Origin of the sequence: Pseudomonas sp. ICMP 460, from assembly GCF_002723595.1 — a bacterium.
In the GTDB taxonomy this organism is placed as follows: domain Bacteria; phylum Pseudomonadota; class Gammaproteobacteria; order Pseudomonadales; family Pseudomonadaceae; genus Aquipseudomonas; species Aquipseudomonas kitaguniensis.
Genome location: NZ_LKBR01000021.1, coordinates 46,382 through 60,607, shown reverse-complemented (window position 1 = coordinate 60,607; position 14,226 = coordinate 46,382). Strand labels below are relative to the sequence as shown.

10 protein-coding genes are annotated in these 14,226 nt (G+C 57.5%); 7 read left to right on the top strand and 3 right to left on the bottom strand.

What is annotated here, in order from left to right; genetic code table 11:
* Positions 1-114: 114 nt before the first annotated feature.
* The gene (locus AO240_RS15910; RefSeq protein WP_099237299.1) at positions 115-756 is read left to right on the top strand and encodes a DUF1345 domain-containing protein; all 642 of its coding nucleotides are present in this window, start codon (positions 115-117) and stop codon (positions 754-756) included.
* Between the two features lie 285 nt (positions 757-1,041).
* A complete protein-coding gene (locus AO240_RS15905; protein ID WP_099237297.1) occupies positions 1,042-1,464 on the top strand; it encodes a hypothetical protein in 423 nt (140 codons plus the stop codon).
* A gap of 65 nt (positions 1,465-1,529) precedes the next feature.
* On the opposite strand, the gene AO240_RS15900 is transcribed toward AO240_RS15905, so the two are convergent.
* From AO240_RS15900 to AO240_RS15890, 3 genes are all read right to left on the bottom strand, one after another.
* Entirely contained in the window at positions 1,530-3,794 is a 2,265-nt protein-coding gene (locus AO240_RS15900) for an autotransporter outer membrane beta-barrel domain-containing protein (RefSeq protein ID WP_099237295.1), read from the bottom strand.
* 306 nt (positions 3,795-4,100) lie between these two features.
* A complete protein-coding gene (locus AO240_RS15895; protein WP_099237294.1) occupies positions 4,101-6,089 on the bottom strand; it encodes a hypothetical protein in 1,989 nt (662 codons plus the stop codon).
* Positions 6,090-6,280: 191 nt separating this feature from the next.
* Positions 6,281-8,227 carry a hypothetical protein gene (locus tag AO240_RS15890; RefSeq protein WP_099237292.1) on the bottom strand — a complete coding sequence of 649 codons (1,947 nt, stop codon included), beginning with the start codon at positions 8,225-8,227 and terminating at the stop codon, positions 6,281-6,283.
* A 235-nt stretch (positions 8,228-8,462) separates the two neighbouring features.
* Between AO240_RS15890 and AO240_RS15885 the strand changes: the two genes are divergently transcribed.
* Genes AO240_RS15885 through AO240_RS15865 form a run of 5 tightly spaced genes read left to right on the top strand, consistent with a single transcriptional unit; the run spans position 8,463 to position 13,549 of the window.
* Positions 8,463-9,476: a LacI family DNA-binding transcriptional regulator gene (locus AO240_RS15885; protein WP_099237290.1), complete on the top strand. Its 1,014-nt coding sequence runs from the start codon at positions 8,463-8,465 to the stop codon at positions 9,474-9,476.
* A gap of 41 nt (positions 9,477-9,517) precedes the next feature.
* A complete protein-coding gene (locus tag AO240_RS15880; protein WP_099237288.1) occupies positions 9,518-10,300 on the top strand; it encodes a sugar phosphate isomerase/epimerase in 783 nt (260 codons plus the stop codon).
* The gene (locus AO240_RS15875) at positions 10,293-11,234 is read left to right on the top strand and encodes a sugar kinase (protein WP_099237286.1); all 942 of its coding nucleotides are present in this window, start codon (positions 10,293-10,295) and stop codon (positions 11,232-11,234) included. The genes AO240_RS15880 and AO240_RS15875 overlap by 8 nt, the downstream gene beginning before the upstream one ends.
* A 45-nt stretch (positions 11,235-11,279) precedes the next feature.
* Positions 11,280-12,575, top strand: coding sequence for an MFS transporter (locus AO240_RS15870; RefSeq protein ID WP_099237285.1), 1,296 nt, complete (start codon positions 11,280-11,282; stop codon positions 12,573-12,575).
* Positions 12,575-13,549, top strand: a complete 975-nt coding sequence (locus AO240_RS15865; protein ID WP_099237283.1) for an NAD(P)-dependent oxidoreductase — start codon at positions 12,575-12,577, stop codon at positions 13,547-13,549. Before AO240_RS15870 ends, AO240_RS15865 begins: the two co-directional genes overlap by 1 nt.
* Positions 13,550-14,226 lie beyond the last annotated feature (677 nt).

The window sequence follows — 14,226 nt, the reverse complement described above, 5'->3', positions numbered from 1 at the left end:
GCAGGTTTGCTTTTGACTTGCAGCTTGCAGCTTGTAGCTTGTAGCTTGTAGCTTGTAGCTTGTAGCTTGTAGCTTGTAGCTGCCGTTCTACAACTTCGCAGATTTGTGAGCACCATGGCCTTTCTTGCCCGCACCCACCCTCGCCTTTCATCCGCCGCCGTCTTGGGCCTTGCCGTGGGCATCCTGGCACCGGCGGATACGCTCATCAGCAAAATCCTCATCGGCTGGAACGCCGGGGTCTGGACTTATCTGCTGCTGATGCTGTGGCTGACCAGCCGCTCGCAGGCCGACGACGTAAAACGCATCGCCGAAGTCGAAGATGAAAACGCCGGGCTGGTGCTGTTCATGGTGTGCATTGCGGCGATTGCGAGCCTTGCGACCATCACGGTAAACCTGGTGGGCAGCAAAGACCTCGACAACACAGCACGCCTGCTGCACTACGGGTTTACCGGTATGACGGTGATCGGCTCATGGTTGCTGACCGGGGTGATTTTCAGCGTGCATTACGCGCGGCTTTTTTACACGTGGGAAGGCGACGAGCCGGCGCTGCGGTTTGCCGATGATTTGCGCACCCCCAATTACTGGGACTTCCTGTATTTCTCGTTCACCATCGGTGTGGCGGTGCAAACCGCTGATGTGGGAGTTGCCACGCGCAGCATGCGTAAAGTGGTGCTGGGCCAATCATTGATCGGTTTTCTATTCAATACCGCTATTCTGGGCTTCTCGATCAATATCGCGGCGGGCCTGTTTAGTTGAGCCTGGCGAGCTTATATAAAAACGCTATTAAAAACCCTTTTTTAGACTGTCAACCCTGACAGTAGACATCCCTGCGTAAATGCATTTAATAGCAGAAGTCATTTAAGCATGACGTTTCACAGTTTTAGCTTAACGACTCGCACCGGCCGCTGAGAAGAGATGCAGGCATTTGTAAACTGTGACTTTTGACAGTTACATAAAATTTTTTTTTGCCGCTTGATAGAGAGCGTCAGAAGCATCAGGGCTTCTGGGTTTTGCACACACATCATAGATGGAGAGGCGATCATGTCAGCGCAACTGAAATTGGCAAGTGATATCCCGAAAACCCGCGACGCATCTGGCGATGTCAACGGAACGATTGGTGAGCACATTTTTAAAACCAATACCGGAAAATGGAGCGTCCATGACGACACCGTTGAGGTGTATCTGATTGATAAACATGACGACGGCAGCGTGGAAGAAGAGGTGTTCATCCAATTTTCAAGCGACGTCGAACACAACAAGGAACTGAAGCTGCAGACCCAGAGATCTCCACTGGCCTGGGTTTCCTTCAAGGCCTTTAACCCGCCCCGCGTCATCCAGTGCATCGAGGCAACCCTGTTTATTGAAACGCTGTCACTCAGCCCTTTTGAAGTAAAAGGCCAACTCCGTGGCACCACGGATGAAGCTGATCACCCGGTCGACATCAGTTTTCACCTGAAACAATAATTAATTGGCAGTGCAAAAAAAGCCCTGATCTTTCGATCAGGGCTTTTTTATGTCTACCGCATTATTTAGAAGGAATAACGTACGCCAACGTTGGCACCCAGCACCTGGTCAATTTTATCGCTGGTACTGGTCTCAAGGTCGGCATGCATTTGCAGGTTCTGCGTCAGCTTCACCGCCAGGCCGGCACCAAACTTGGCGCGCGAGCCCGACAAATCATTATTGAAGGTCTGGTTGTTGACCGACACCTTGTTATTGTTGGCAAACTCGTGCACAAGCGCCGCACGCAGGTAAGGCTGCACAATCGCGCCACTGTCGAGCTGGATGTCACGCCCAACCGTTGCACCGGCTTCGCCGACCCGTGAACGGGTGCGTTCGCCGTCCACTTGCAGGCCATTTTTCAGGCTGTAAGTACCGCCCTGCACCACGATAGTCGACACGCGAGCATACGGTTCAACATACCAGCCATCGTCGAGTTTGATGTTGCGACCGAACTCCGCCGAGAGGCTGCCACCCACATTGTTATAGTTACCTTTGGTCGTGTTGTTATCGCTGAGTGCTACCTTGGCTTCGTTCTGGAAACGGTTGGCCTTGGCGACCGCATCAAAATAGAAACCGCTTTCCTGGTCCATCCAGGTTGCATAAGCGCCCACGAAGTAACTCTTGATCGTGCCGGAAGAGCCGCGAGCCAGGTTAAGGTCAGACGTACTGTGGCCGGCCATCACGCCCACCAGCCATTGGCTGTCTGCCAACGGCATGTCGGCACCGATGGAGAAACCACGCTGGTTCTGCGTATAAGCCGTACCCGAATTTTCAGACACGTTGTATTTATTACCGAAACCACGGATCCACAGACCCGCCTGGCCAGGCTCGAACCGCAACTCACCCATACGCGCACGCAACGAAGCTTCTTCGCCGTACATTACGGTTGGCGCGGTGTTGAACACGGCCGTGACCACGCGAGTACTGCGGCTTCTTACGCGTGTTTCCGGATCGAGGTACCAATCGGTACCTTCTTTTTTCAGATCGTAAGCAAAGGCACCTGCGTCGACCGGGCCATTCACCAGGGAAAACTGCGCATCACCGCCGCCTGTATGAACCACGCGAATCTGATCGGGGTTGACCGGCTCCGCGCCGCTGGCCGACAGCAACACGCCATGATTACCCGTAGCTTCACCGATGACATTGATGAAATCGGTCTTGCCTTGCGCAAAATCAGCGCCCATGACAAACGTACCATCACCGGCAAGCGTATTAAGGTTCAGTTGATAGAACGCATCCGCAGCGCCCATGGTGACCGTACCACCGGTCATGTTCAGCACACTGACCTGGCTGTCGCCGGTCATGGTCCAATTGGACGCGTTGCCCACGCTCAAGCTGGAGACATTCTGCAACTGGCCAGTCAACCCGGCGTTGTTTTTCAGCGTCAAATGGGCGGTACTGGTGCCGTCGGCAACGACGTTGCCGGTCAAGCGGCTGTTATCAACCATCATCGTTGCCGAACCGCCGCCAGAGACAGTCAGCAGATTACCGTTGCCGCCCGTCAGCGTGGAGCCGTTGCGCACCTCGATCGCCACCACAGGAGTTCGACCTTGCGTGCCCCTGACCGAGATGGCGGAACCGGTTTTACCCTCTACGACGGATTGATCCAATACCAACTTGCCGTCAGTGGTATCAAAACGGCCACGGGTGAACGACACGCCGTTGCCCTGGCCGACGATAGTACTTTGGCTGGCCGTGGCCGTAGCACCCTGCAAGGCAAGACCAGCGCTGCCAGCACCGGTGCCGTGTACGAGGGTGTTTTGCGTGAAGTTCAACACGCTGCCGCTGGTGGCTTCTGCACCGCCGCCGGCCCCGCTGATGACACTGTTGCTCGCCTCGACAGACGAGCCGTTCGCAGTACCCGCAGCACCCAGTGCCTGCAGGCCTACTCCGTGACCGTTGGTGACAGTACTGTCTTTGATAAAGGCCGCGCTTTGTTCCAGGCGCAAGGCGCCGAACAGCGGGTTGTTCGAGGACACTTTCGACGCGTTGATATTAACGGTGGAACCCGCAGTTGCACGAATATCACTGGCCAGGCTGCCGCGGTTCATGTTTAACGCAGAGTCTGTCAGTGCAATAGTTTTTGCTGTTGCGCTGTTCATGTGCAGGGTGGACGTATTGAATAATTGCCAGTCCGTAGATTGCTCAGTGGCGTTGATAGTTTTTTGTTCACCGTTCAATTGCGCCGCTTGCGCTTGCCCCTGCATCGCCGCCAACAGACAGAATGTAATGGTGGGGACTTTCATCATCGCACTTAATGGTTTGAGTTCGAATGTATTCAGTGGCGACATAGTCAATCACTCTTCAGGTGAGGCCTACAAAAACGGTTCGGCCACTCTGTGGGAGTGAGGCCTTACCTCTGAGGCGCACAGATTAAGGAGTAAACATCCGACATTCTGTAGGAATAATCCCTTAAGCTCCTGGTAAAAAACTGTGTATACCGTGGTCTATCAAGCAGAATATTGTCAGTGACTTCCGCCGCCCTCTAAAAGAGAAGGGCGGAGTCATAACGTCCGTTTAATTAAGCGCCGTTCCAAGGCGCTGAGTTATGGCGTGAGTGGGCTAAAGTCGCAATACGAATTCGACAACGCCGAGCGTTAGTTCACGCTGGCATTACCGCGCCCGCTGATACTGCCTGTAAGCTGAGCAATGCTGGTGACCTCGACGCGTCCCAATCGAGCGATCTTGAGCAAACCGAACGGCACGATAAACGTGAAACCACTGGCGACAATCGCGGGTGTAATGATTTGAGTGAAAGTCCGAGTCTGGTCGGCTGTCGGAATCCCGGTACGCGGAGCGACTACCCGAACACTCAAGGTCAGCGTCGCCCCCAGCACAAGCCGCGCGTCCGCCGGCACGAAGACCCTACCGTCGTAATCAGCCGGGGTCACTTGCGGCCTTGGCCCGAACGAATCGCAGTTCCATATGGTGCTCGGGCCGGTGCCAAGCACACGTACAAACTGCGGCGGTGCCAGGGTAATCGTCACCACATCGGTCACTGTGATCGGAGTATCCGGCGCTCTATTGAGGTTGTCGGTGAGCGCAGGCGTTGCCGACGGTGCAACAAAATAATGAATGTTTTGGGGACCGTTAAACTTGATTAAGTTAGAGGCCCATGGGATTGCAAATGTGATCGTGTCACCGGGAAGTTGAACGGTGATTTCAAAGGGCGGCAGAACCGCGATGCCGTCGTTTCCTACAACATGAATCCATTGCCCAGGCGCCGGCAAATCGGCGGCGGTCCACAGTACGATCTGCACCGTAACAGGTTTATTGGCATGATCGGCGGTCAGCACATCCGGCACCAGCGAACCTTCGCCAAAGATATGCGCTTGGTTCAGCGCCGGGTTGCGGCTGCCAGGCTCTCCCGGGTTTTCCGGCCCCGTCACGCTCAAGTCGACGTTGATCGTTTTGATTGGAGAATCGAAGGTCTCACCGTTTCGTACAATGCGATATTGTACGGCAGTCGGCTGCGGCCCTCTCCTTTTCGCATAGTCAGCAATGATCAAAGGGTTAAGGGCGCCTCCCGAATAGATTAACGGGAAGTTCGTGAACGTCGCAGATACCGCCGTGAACGGTTGTGTGCCCCATTTCAACTGACATTGATCCAAGGCTGGCTGATGGTTCAAGTAAGTTCGAATGTGCGCCTCGATAATGGCAATATAGTCAGCAATATTGAGCAGGTTATCGAGACTGCCACCTTCCGGTGCCGGTGCCAACGGAAGGAAAATCTCCAGTAGCGCCGGCGCAGGCAACAGCGCCACCAGGAAGGTGCGAACAACTGATGGCCGACTTACGTTCCCCGCAGCATCGGTGATGGTGTAGAAAAAATTCCAGTTGCCACTGCCGACGATCGCGCTTGCAGGCACCGTAAACCTGTTGCCGGTTTGCAGCATCAACCGTGGCGGGACTGTCCCACCCACCTCAAAGGCCGGCAGTGGGACCAAGCCTTGGCTGAAGTAAAACCGCAGAGTATCGCCCAGTTCCCATTGCCCGCTCGGCAGCGCGTAGGTGTTGTCGGGAATGGTGAAGGGCAGCCCCCCGTCGGCGTTAATGATACTTTGGGTAAGCGGCGCACCCACCGGTAGCGTGCCCGTGTATACCGCGACGGGTGGCACATCACGACCAATGAGACTGGCGTATGGCGCAATCCTGTCGACCTTGAAAGGTGTGCCTTTCGAAAACTCCAGCGCGTCGCTGGGTCTTTCTGCTCCCGTGTCATCAAACGAGTTCACGAACAGCAGGTGCTGGATCTCAAATTGACCATGCACGAACCCTCCCGAACCTATCGGGGCCGGAACAGATATGTCGATAGAGTTGCCGGCAGCCGGGAGCATGAACTGGACAGGGCCATATATCGGAATCCAGTTGGGCAGCGGCTTGCTGAGGTCTTGTTGTTGAAGCACGATCCAGTCACGATCGTCTGATACCGCACCCAAGGGACACTTAACGGTTATACCCACTACGGCGGTCGCGGCTGAAATAAGGCCCGTCACGGGGTTCAGCGCCTCTACGATGGTGGTCGGGTCCAGTGTCGCCGGACCGGCAAGTAGTGCCGCAGCTCTTGCAGATAGCTTGGTGCTCATTTCATAGTCTCCATCATGATTTGATATGAATGCCGAACAACCCCATACAGTCAACATGCATTAACGCGCTGTTGACCCTGATAGCCTTACTTCTTTCTGTGCCCACCAACACACTGGCTGGAGGTAAAGAAACTGTTCATAAAGAGCGTCTGGCGCCCTGTGCGCTTCGGTGATTTAAGGTCGACAAGTGCTTAATTGGGTTCTGCGCCTATGCCGTTGGGACCGCAGTAGTTGCTGGTGTTGTACCGACGGTCAATTTGCACATAAGCGAGGGCTGAAGTCCCCAGCAGGATGCCTTTTCGGAACACACTGTATTGAGCCGTGGCACCGGCAAAGTGACGCAACGGCCTGATTAGATTTTCATAGTCATCTACCCAGAAACTATGCACCACATCGGCAACGCCCCAGATATATCTGAATACATACACCGTTGAAGCAATCGGGTTAGTTGTCGGGTAATTTAAATAACCCTTCCAGGTGCAGACCATTTCGTCTCCCGCCCGCAACGCATTCGGCGCCGGGTTAACCAAGACTTCTATGCCCTGCCAGATCGGCGGTTTGGTCTGGCAATTAAGTTGCTTGTTAATGTGCTGTAAAGACTGAGGAAAACTGGCCTTTACATAATTGATCGCAGGGGTCAGGTTGACGAACACCGTTTGGTCAAGCGACGACTGTTGGTTGACGCCATTGTCAGTCTGGTAATTAACCAGGGTGGACGAATTACTGCCACCCGCCTGAATCACCGACCAGGCAACATCGTTATCAAAGAAGACAACTGTCCCGCCCACATCACCGGCCTTCACCCGATAGGTCGCTACCGGTGCCGCCTGACCCGGCCAGAAAAGCAAAGCCTGCTCGCCCGGTACGGGGTTGTCGAACAAGATTAACGAAGCCCTCACCGGCTGGTTGGCATCGGCGATGTCCAGACGATTGGGGATCTTGGAAGCCGCGCCATGGATATTCACCAGGGCTAACTGGCGGTTCAATAGTGCGGGCGCCTGAGGGTTTTCCTGGCCCGCAATCGTCATGTCCACCGTGACCCTTTTCACCGGGGAGCCTACCCCTGGCCCCAGCTTATCGCCTGCACGCAGGATGTAGTAGCGCACCGGCAGGTCGATAATGCGGCGCAGATTCGCGCCTTTGGCGATCAACACGCTCCACGCCACCGGTACCGTGTGCGGCAACGTATCTACAGGCACCGCCGGGAGCTTGATACCGTCCCACTCAATAACACACTGGTCACCCGACAACCGGTTGTCGTATTGGCGCACCCTGACCGAAACAATGTTACGCGCGTCTTCCCGATTAACCAGCAGGTCTGACTCATACGCCGGCACTTCCGGTATTGATAGATTGGCGGGCGGCGCATTCAGTTGCAGGTGGGTACTGGCAACCAACGAGTACTGAGTGGAGACATTGCCTGCACGGTCACGAATGCGATAAATGAAATAGACCTTGGGCGAGCCGGCAAACTTGCGAATCTCAGCCATTGGAATAGTGAACAGCATGGGCCCGTGGGTAGCGGCATAGGCTTGTTCGGAAAATGCCGAGCGCGTGGGCGGCGTATCACGGTCACTTAAATAACCTAACAGCGTGTCACCGGCTTTTCGATCCAGGTAGTCACCGGGCACCTCGACCGCCGTTGATAGCTGACTACTTGAATCGACCTCGGTAATAGGATCGAGTAGAAACCTGCCCGCTTTTAAAATTTCGCCGCCGCCGGGCGCAACCCGGTCGATGATAATAGTCTTGACTAACGAACGCTCATGCACCTCGCTGTCTGCAAACAGGTTAACGACACGATAAGAGAGCTTCACCACCGCATTATTTTGAAAATAGGATTGAGGGATTTTTATTTCAAGCGGGAATTGATCTCGGGTAATAGGCCCGCGCAACTCTATCGGCTCAAGTTCAAAAGCAACGCTGCCGTCGACGTGCCAACAAAAAAACACAAAGTCGCTCTCGCCTTCGCCGGGCAACTGCAGCCAAGGTTCCATTAACTTGACGGGCAGGTCGCTGTAAAGAAATTGTAATGGGATCAAACCATCGGGCAGTGCATGCGCTATCTCAAGCGCGGGCAATGTCGGAACTTGCGACGCAGCCAGGCTGTTCATATTATCCGCTGAAGCGTTAACCATGGTGTTCTCCGCCGCGTGGGTGCATCGCTGTAACGAACTACGTTAGACAAGATTGAATACCCAACGCCGCGCTTCGGATACTGTCAGAACTAACAGGTAACGCCTCCATTCGTCGGGCTGAGCCCGCTGCTGATCGCACCGTTGCACTGAAATAAACTTGACGTGCTTTCGCGCTTGAGGTTTCCTGAAACCGGTTTCACAGCACCACAACGTCCAATAAGAAAGGCCTGCCACCGTGACCCCTTTTTCCGCCGCCCAGCGCAGCCGCGTGACCATGCTTGACGTAGCCGAGCTTGCCGGCGTGTCCAAAGCCAGCGTGTCGCGCTTTATCGGTGATGACCGCGCCCTGCTCTCCGACGCCATTGCCCTGCGTATCGAGCAGGCCATCAGCGAGCTCGGCTACCGCCCCAACCAAATGGCCCGCGGCCTGAAACGCGGCCGCACGCGCTTGATCGGCATGTTGGTGGCGGACATACGCAACCCCTATTCGATTGCCGTGATGCACGGCGTCGAAACCGCCTGCCGCCAACATGGCTACAGCCTGGTGGTGTGCAACACCGACCGCGATGACGAGCAGGAGCGCCAGCATTTGGCCGCGCTGCGTTCGTACAACATCGAAGGGCTGATCGTGAATACGCTCGGCCATCACCTGGATCAACTGCTCGAACTGCAGCAAGAAATGCCGCTGGTGCTGATCGACCGCAAGGTCGAGCCGCTGCACAGCGACCTGGTGGGCCTGAATAACCCGGCAGCCGTGCGCATGGCGGTCGAGCACCTGCAGCAGCAGGGTTATCGCGACGTATTGCTGGTCAGCGAAGCCGCCGATGGCACCAGTTCACGCCTGGAGCGCCAAGTCAGTTTCGAGGCAGAGATTGCCGCGCGTCCGGGGTTGACCGGCGCAGTGCTTGAACTGAATGACGACCTGGAAAACCGCTTGCAGCGTTTTCTCGCCAAGCCCGGCCCCAAGGCGGTGTTCTGCGCCAATGGCGTTGCCGCGCTGGCCTGTACCCGCGCGCTCAAAACATTGGGCTGCAGCCTGTTTGAAGAGGTCGGCCTGATCGCCCTGGATGACCTCGACTGGTACCCGCTGGTGAGCAACGGCATCACCGCCCTCGCCCAACCGACCGCCGCGATTGGCGCCAGTGCGTTTGACTGCCTGCTCAAACGCTTGCGCGGCGATGACGCGCCGACGCGCACCCTGGATTTCCTGCCGCAACTGATTATTCGTGGCTCAACCCAATTCAAATAATTTTTTATAAAAAATGAAACCGGTTTCAGAGGTTAACAACCATGCTTAAATCCCCCGTCTCCATCAGCCTTTCCAGTTACGGCGCCGACCTCGTGCGCCAACAGGGCCAATTGAGTTTCGTTACCTTGCTCAGTGCCGCCGGCGCCCAGCGCATCGAGTGGCGTGAAGAACTGTTGACCACCGAACAGCCCGCCGCCCTCGCCCAGGCCGCCGCCGAGCACGGCCTGGAGTCGCTGTACTCCTCGCCGCTGGAACTTTGGGTCGCCGGGCGCGCCCAGCCGAACGCCGAACTCGCCGCCACCCTGGACCGCGCCCAGGCATTCGGCTCGCGCTGGCTGAAAGTCTCGCTCGGCTATTTTACCGACACCAACGACCTGCAAAGCCTGCACGCCCTGCTCAACCGCCACCCGGTCAAGCTGCTGGTGGAAAACGACCAGACCCTGCACGGCGGGCGCATCGAGCCGATGCAACGCTTCTTCAGCGAAGTTGAGCGCCTGGGCTTGCCGGTCAGGATGACGTTCGACATCGGCAACTGGCAGTGGCAAGACCAATCTGCGCTCACCGCCGCCCGCCTGTTGGGCCGGCACGTGGATTACCTGCACTGCAAGGCGGTGGCCTTGCGCCAGGACGGCAAGCTGGTCGCCTTGCCGCCCGGCGCCACCGACTTGCTTGTGTGGGAACAACTGCTCAACCATATGACTCAAGGTATTACCCGGGCCGTGGAGTTCCCGCTGCAAGGCGATGACTTGATCAAGGTCACCGCGCACCAGGTCGCCACCCTCGCCCTGCTTGGCCAACCCCGTGCGGAGAATGCGCATGTCTGAGATCGATATCCTCTCGTTTGGTGAAACCATGGCGATGTTTGTCGCCGAACAGACCGGCGACCTGGCCGCTGTCTCCCAGTTCCACAAACGCATTGCCGGGGCCGACAGCAACGTCGCCATCGGCCTGTCGCGGCTGGGTTTCAAGGTGGCCTGGCTGAGCCGCGTGGGCAACGATTCGCTCGGGCGCTTTGTGGTCGACACGCTGAAAAAACAAGGCCTGGATTGCCGTCACGTGGCGGTCGACCCGCTGCACCCCACCGGCTTTCAGTTTAAATCGCGCGAAGAAACCGGCGCTGACCCGCAGGTTGAGTATTTCCGCAAAGGCTCGGCCGCCAGCCACTTGTCGATCGCCGGCATCAGCCCGGCGTTGCTGCAAGCGCGGCACCTGCACGCCACCGGCATTCCGCCGGCGTTGTCCGAGGCCACGCACGCGCTGTCGGTAGAGCTGATGACGCAGATGCGCAAGGCCGGACGCAGTGTGTCGTTTGACCCAAACCTGCGCCCATCACTGTGGGCCAGCCAGGCGCAGATGATCCGCAGCATCAACGCCCTCGCGGGCCTCGCCGACTGGGTGCTGCCGGGCTTGAGCGAAGGCCGCTTGCTGACTGGTTTCGACGACCCGGCCGACATCGCCGCGTTCTACCTCGACCAGGGCGCCGAAGCCGTGGCGATCAAGCTGGGGCCGGATGGCGCCTATTACCGCACGCACATGGACCAGGGCTTTGTCGCCGCGTTCCCGGTGGAAAAGGTCGTGGACACGGTCGGCGCCGGTGATGGTTTTGCCGTCGGCATGATCAGCGCCCTGCTCGAAAACCTAAGCTTCCCCGAGGCGGTACAGCGCGGCAACTGGATCGGCAGCCGCGCCGTGCAAAGCCGCGGTGACATGGAAGGTTTGCCGACCCGCTCGGAGCTGCCCACGCCCTGCGTTGTTTAACCCGTTACCTGTTGCCACAACTACAACAAGCTCAGGAGCCATTCCATGGAAACCGTGAAACTCGCCACCCGCCGTTGGTGGTACATCATGCCCATCGTGTTTATCACCTATAGCCTGGCCTACCTGGACCGCGCCAACTATGGCTTTGCCGCCGCCTCCGGGATGGCCGAAGACCTGATGATCACGCCCGGCATGTCGTCGCTGCTCGGCGCGTTGTTCTTTCTTGGCTACTTTTTCTTCCAGGTGCCGGGGGCGATCTACGCGCAAAAGCGCAGCGTTAAAAAGCTGATTTTCGTCAGCCTGATTTTGTGGGGCGGCCTGGCCACCCTGACCGGCGTGGTGTCCAACGCCTACATGCTGATCGCGATTCGCTTCATGCTCGGCGTGGTTGAAGCGGCGGTGATGCCGGCCATGCTGGTGTACCTGTGCCACTGGTTCACGCGGGCCGAACGCTCGCGGGCCAATACCTTCCTGATCCTCGGCAACCCGGTGACCATGCTGTGGATGTCGGTGGTCTCGGGCTATCTGGTGCAGCATTTCAGCTGGCGCTGGATGTTTATCATTGAGGGCATACCGGCAGTGATTTGGGCGTTTATCTGGTGGAAGTACGCCGACGAAAAACCCGCAGACGCCAAATGGCTGAGCGCGCAGCATAAACAAGACCTGGAAAACGCGCTGGCTGCCGAGCAAGTCGGGATCAAGGCGGTCAAGAACTACGCCGAAGCCTTCCGCTCACCCAAGGTGATCATTCTGGCGCTGCAGTTTTTTTGCTGGAGCATCGGCGTGTACGGCTTTGTGCTGTGGCTGCCGTCGATCCTCAAGGCCGGTTTGCAGATGGACATGGTCGAAGCCGGCTGGCTGTCGGCATTGCCGTACCTGGCGGCGGTGCTCGGCATGCTCGCGGTGTCCTGGGGTTCAGACAAACTTCAAAAACGTAAACGCTTTGTGTGGCCGCCGCTGCTGGTTGCGTCCATCGCGTTCTATGCGTCGTACGCGCTGGGCGCCGAACATTTCTGGTGGTCCTACAGCCTGTTGGTGGTTGCCGGCGCCTGCATGTACGCGCCGTATGGCCCGTTCTTCGCGATTGTGCCGGAGATTCTCCCGGCCAACGTCGCCGGCGGTGCCATGGCCTTGATCAACAGCATGGGGGCGCTCGGCTCGTTCGGCGGCTCCTACCTGGTGGGTTACCTGAACAGCAGCACCGGCTCGCCCGGCGCTTCGTACCTGCTGATGAGTGGCGCACTGATGGTGGCCGTGGTGCTGACGATTTTCCTCCAGCCCGGCGCCAGCGACCGTGCCCGCGCGCCGCTGCACAGCCTCGAATTAAAGGTAAAAGCCTGATGAAAAAATCTGTGGTGTTATACAAAAAACTCTCCGCGCCATTAATGGCGCGCCTGCATGCGCACGCCGACGTGACGCTGATCGACGCGCTGGACGAACCCGGCCTGGCCAAACTGCGTGAAGCCCTGCCCACCGCGCATGGCCTGCTGGGCGCCAGCCTGCGCCTGGATGCCAAGCTGCTCGACCTGGCGCCCAAACTGCAAGCCGTGGCCAGCGTGTCGGTGGGCGTCGACAACTACGACATCGACTACCTGACCCGGCGCGGTATTCTGCTCAGCAACACCCCGGACGTGCTCACCGAAACCACCGCCGACACCGGTTTTGCGCTGATCCTGGCCACCGCACGCCGCGTGGTCGAACTGGCGAACATGGTGCGTGCCGGCCAATGGAACAAGAACATCGGCCCCGCGCATTTTGGCAGTGACGTGCATGGCAAAACCCTCGGCATTATCGGCATGGGCCGCATTGGTGAAGCCCTGGCCCAGCGTGGGCATTTCGGCTTTGGCATGCCGGTGATTTATCACAGCCACTCGCCCAAACCACGGGTAGAAGCACGCTTCGGCGCGCAATACCGCAGCTTGAACGACTTGCTGCAACAGGCCGACTTTGTCTGCCTGACTTTGCCGCTGACGGCTGAAACCGAAAAGTTGATCGGCGCCGAGCAGTTCGCGCTGATGGGCGCGCAGACCATCTTTATCAATATCTCGCGCGGTAAGGTGGTGGATGAAGCGGCGCTGATCGAGGCGCTGCAGCAAAACACTATTCGTGCGGCGGGGTTGGATGTGTTTGAGCGTGAGCCGTTGAATCATGACTCGCCGTTGTTGCGGTTGAACAATGTGGTGGCCACGCCGCACATGGGTTCGGCGACGCACGAGACGCGTGAAGCGATGGCGCGGTGCGCGGTGGATAACCTGCTGGCGGCGCTGGGTGGGGAGCGGCCGAAGAACCTTGTGAATGTGCAGGTTTGGAAATAGTTTGCTGAGTACATATCCGTTATTTGGGTAACGGCTTATATCGGTTTCGCTCTTACAGCGAGTCACTTTTGAACAGCGCAAAAGTAACCAAAACGCTCTTGCCCCACCACTCGGTGCCTCGCTGTGGCTCGGCATGCCCTCACTCCGATATGACGCAGCGGGCCGCCGCGACGGGGCGTCCCTGCCCCGTCGCGGCTAAACCGGCGTCCTGCCGGTTTACCCGCTCCGTAATATCTGCGTTCGGCCATCGTGGTTTAACGGGGCGCCTTAGATCAAGGTCACAATCACAAGCAGGCGGCCTGAAAGCCGACCCAATCTCCCACGCTGAATGCGGTCAAATGTGGGAGATTCTATGGCTGAAAAAGCCGGACGCAGAGCGTCCGGAGCGGCATTACCACGCAGAGCGTGGGAACGATCATCTAAGCAGGCGGCCCGAAAGCCAACCCAATCCCCCAAGCCGAATGTGGTCAAACTGTGGGAGGGGGCTTGCTCCCGATTGCAGTGTGTCAGTTGAATAATATTTATCTGACACACCGCAATCGGGAGCAAGCCCCCTCCCACAAAAAGCAAAAAAAGCAGATCTGCTGTGTACTCAAGACCCGCCTTTGACCTGCTTCTGATCCGCTTCAACCACTCAGGTCGGCTTTCAGGCCGCCGTGCTCTTGCTCTTGCTCTTG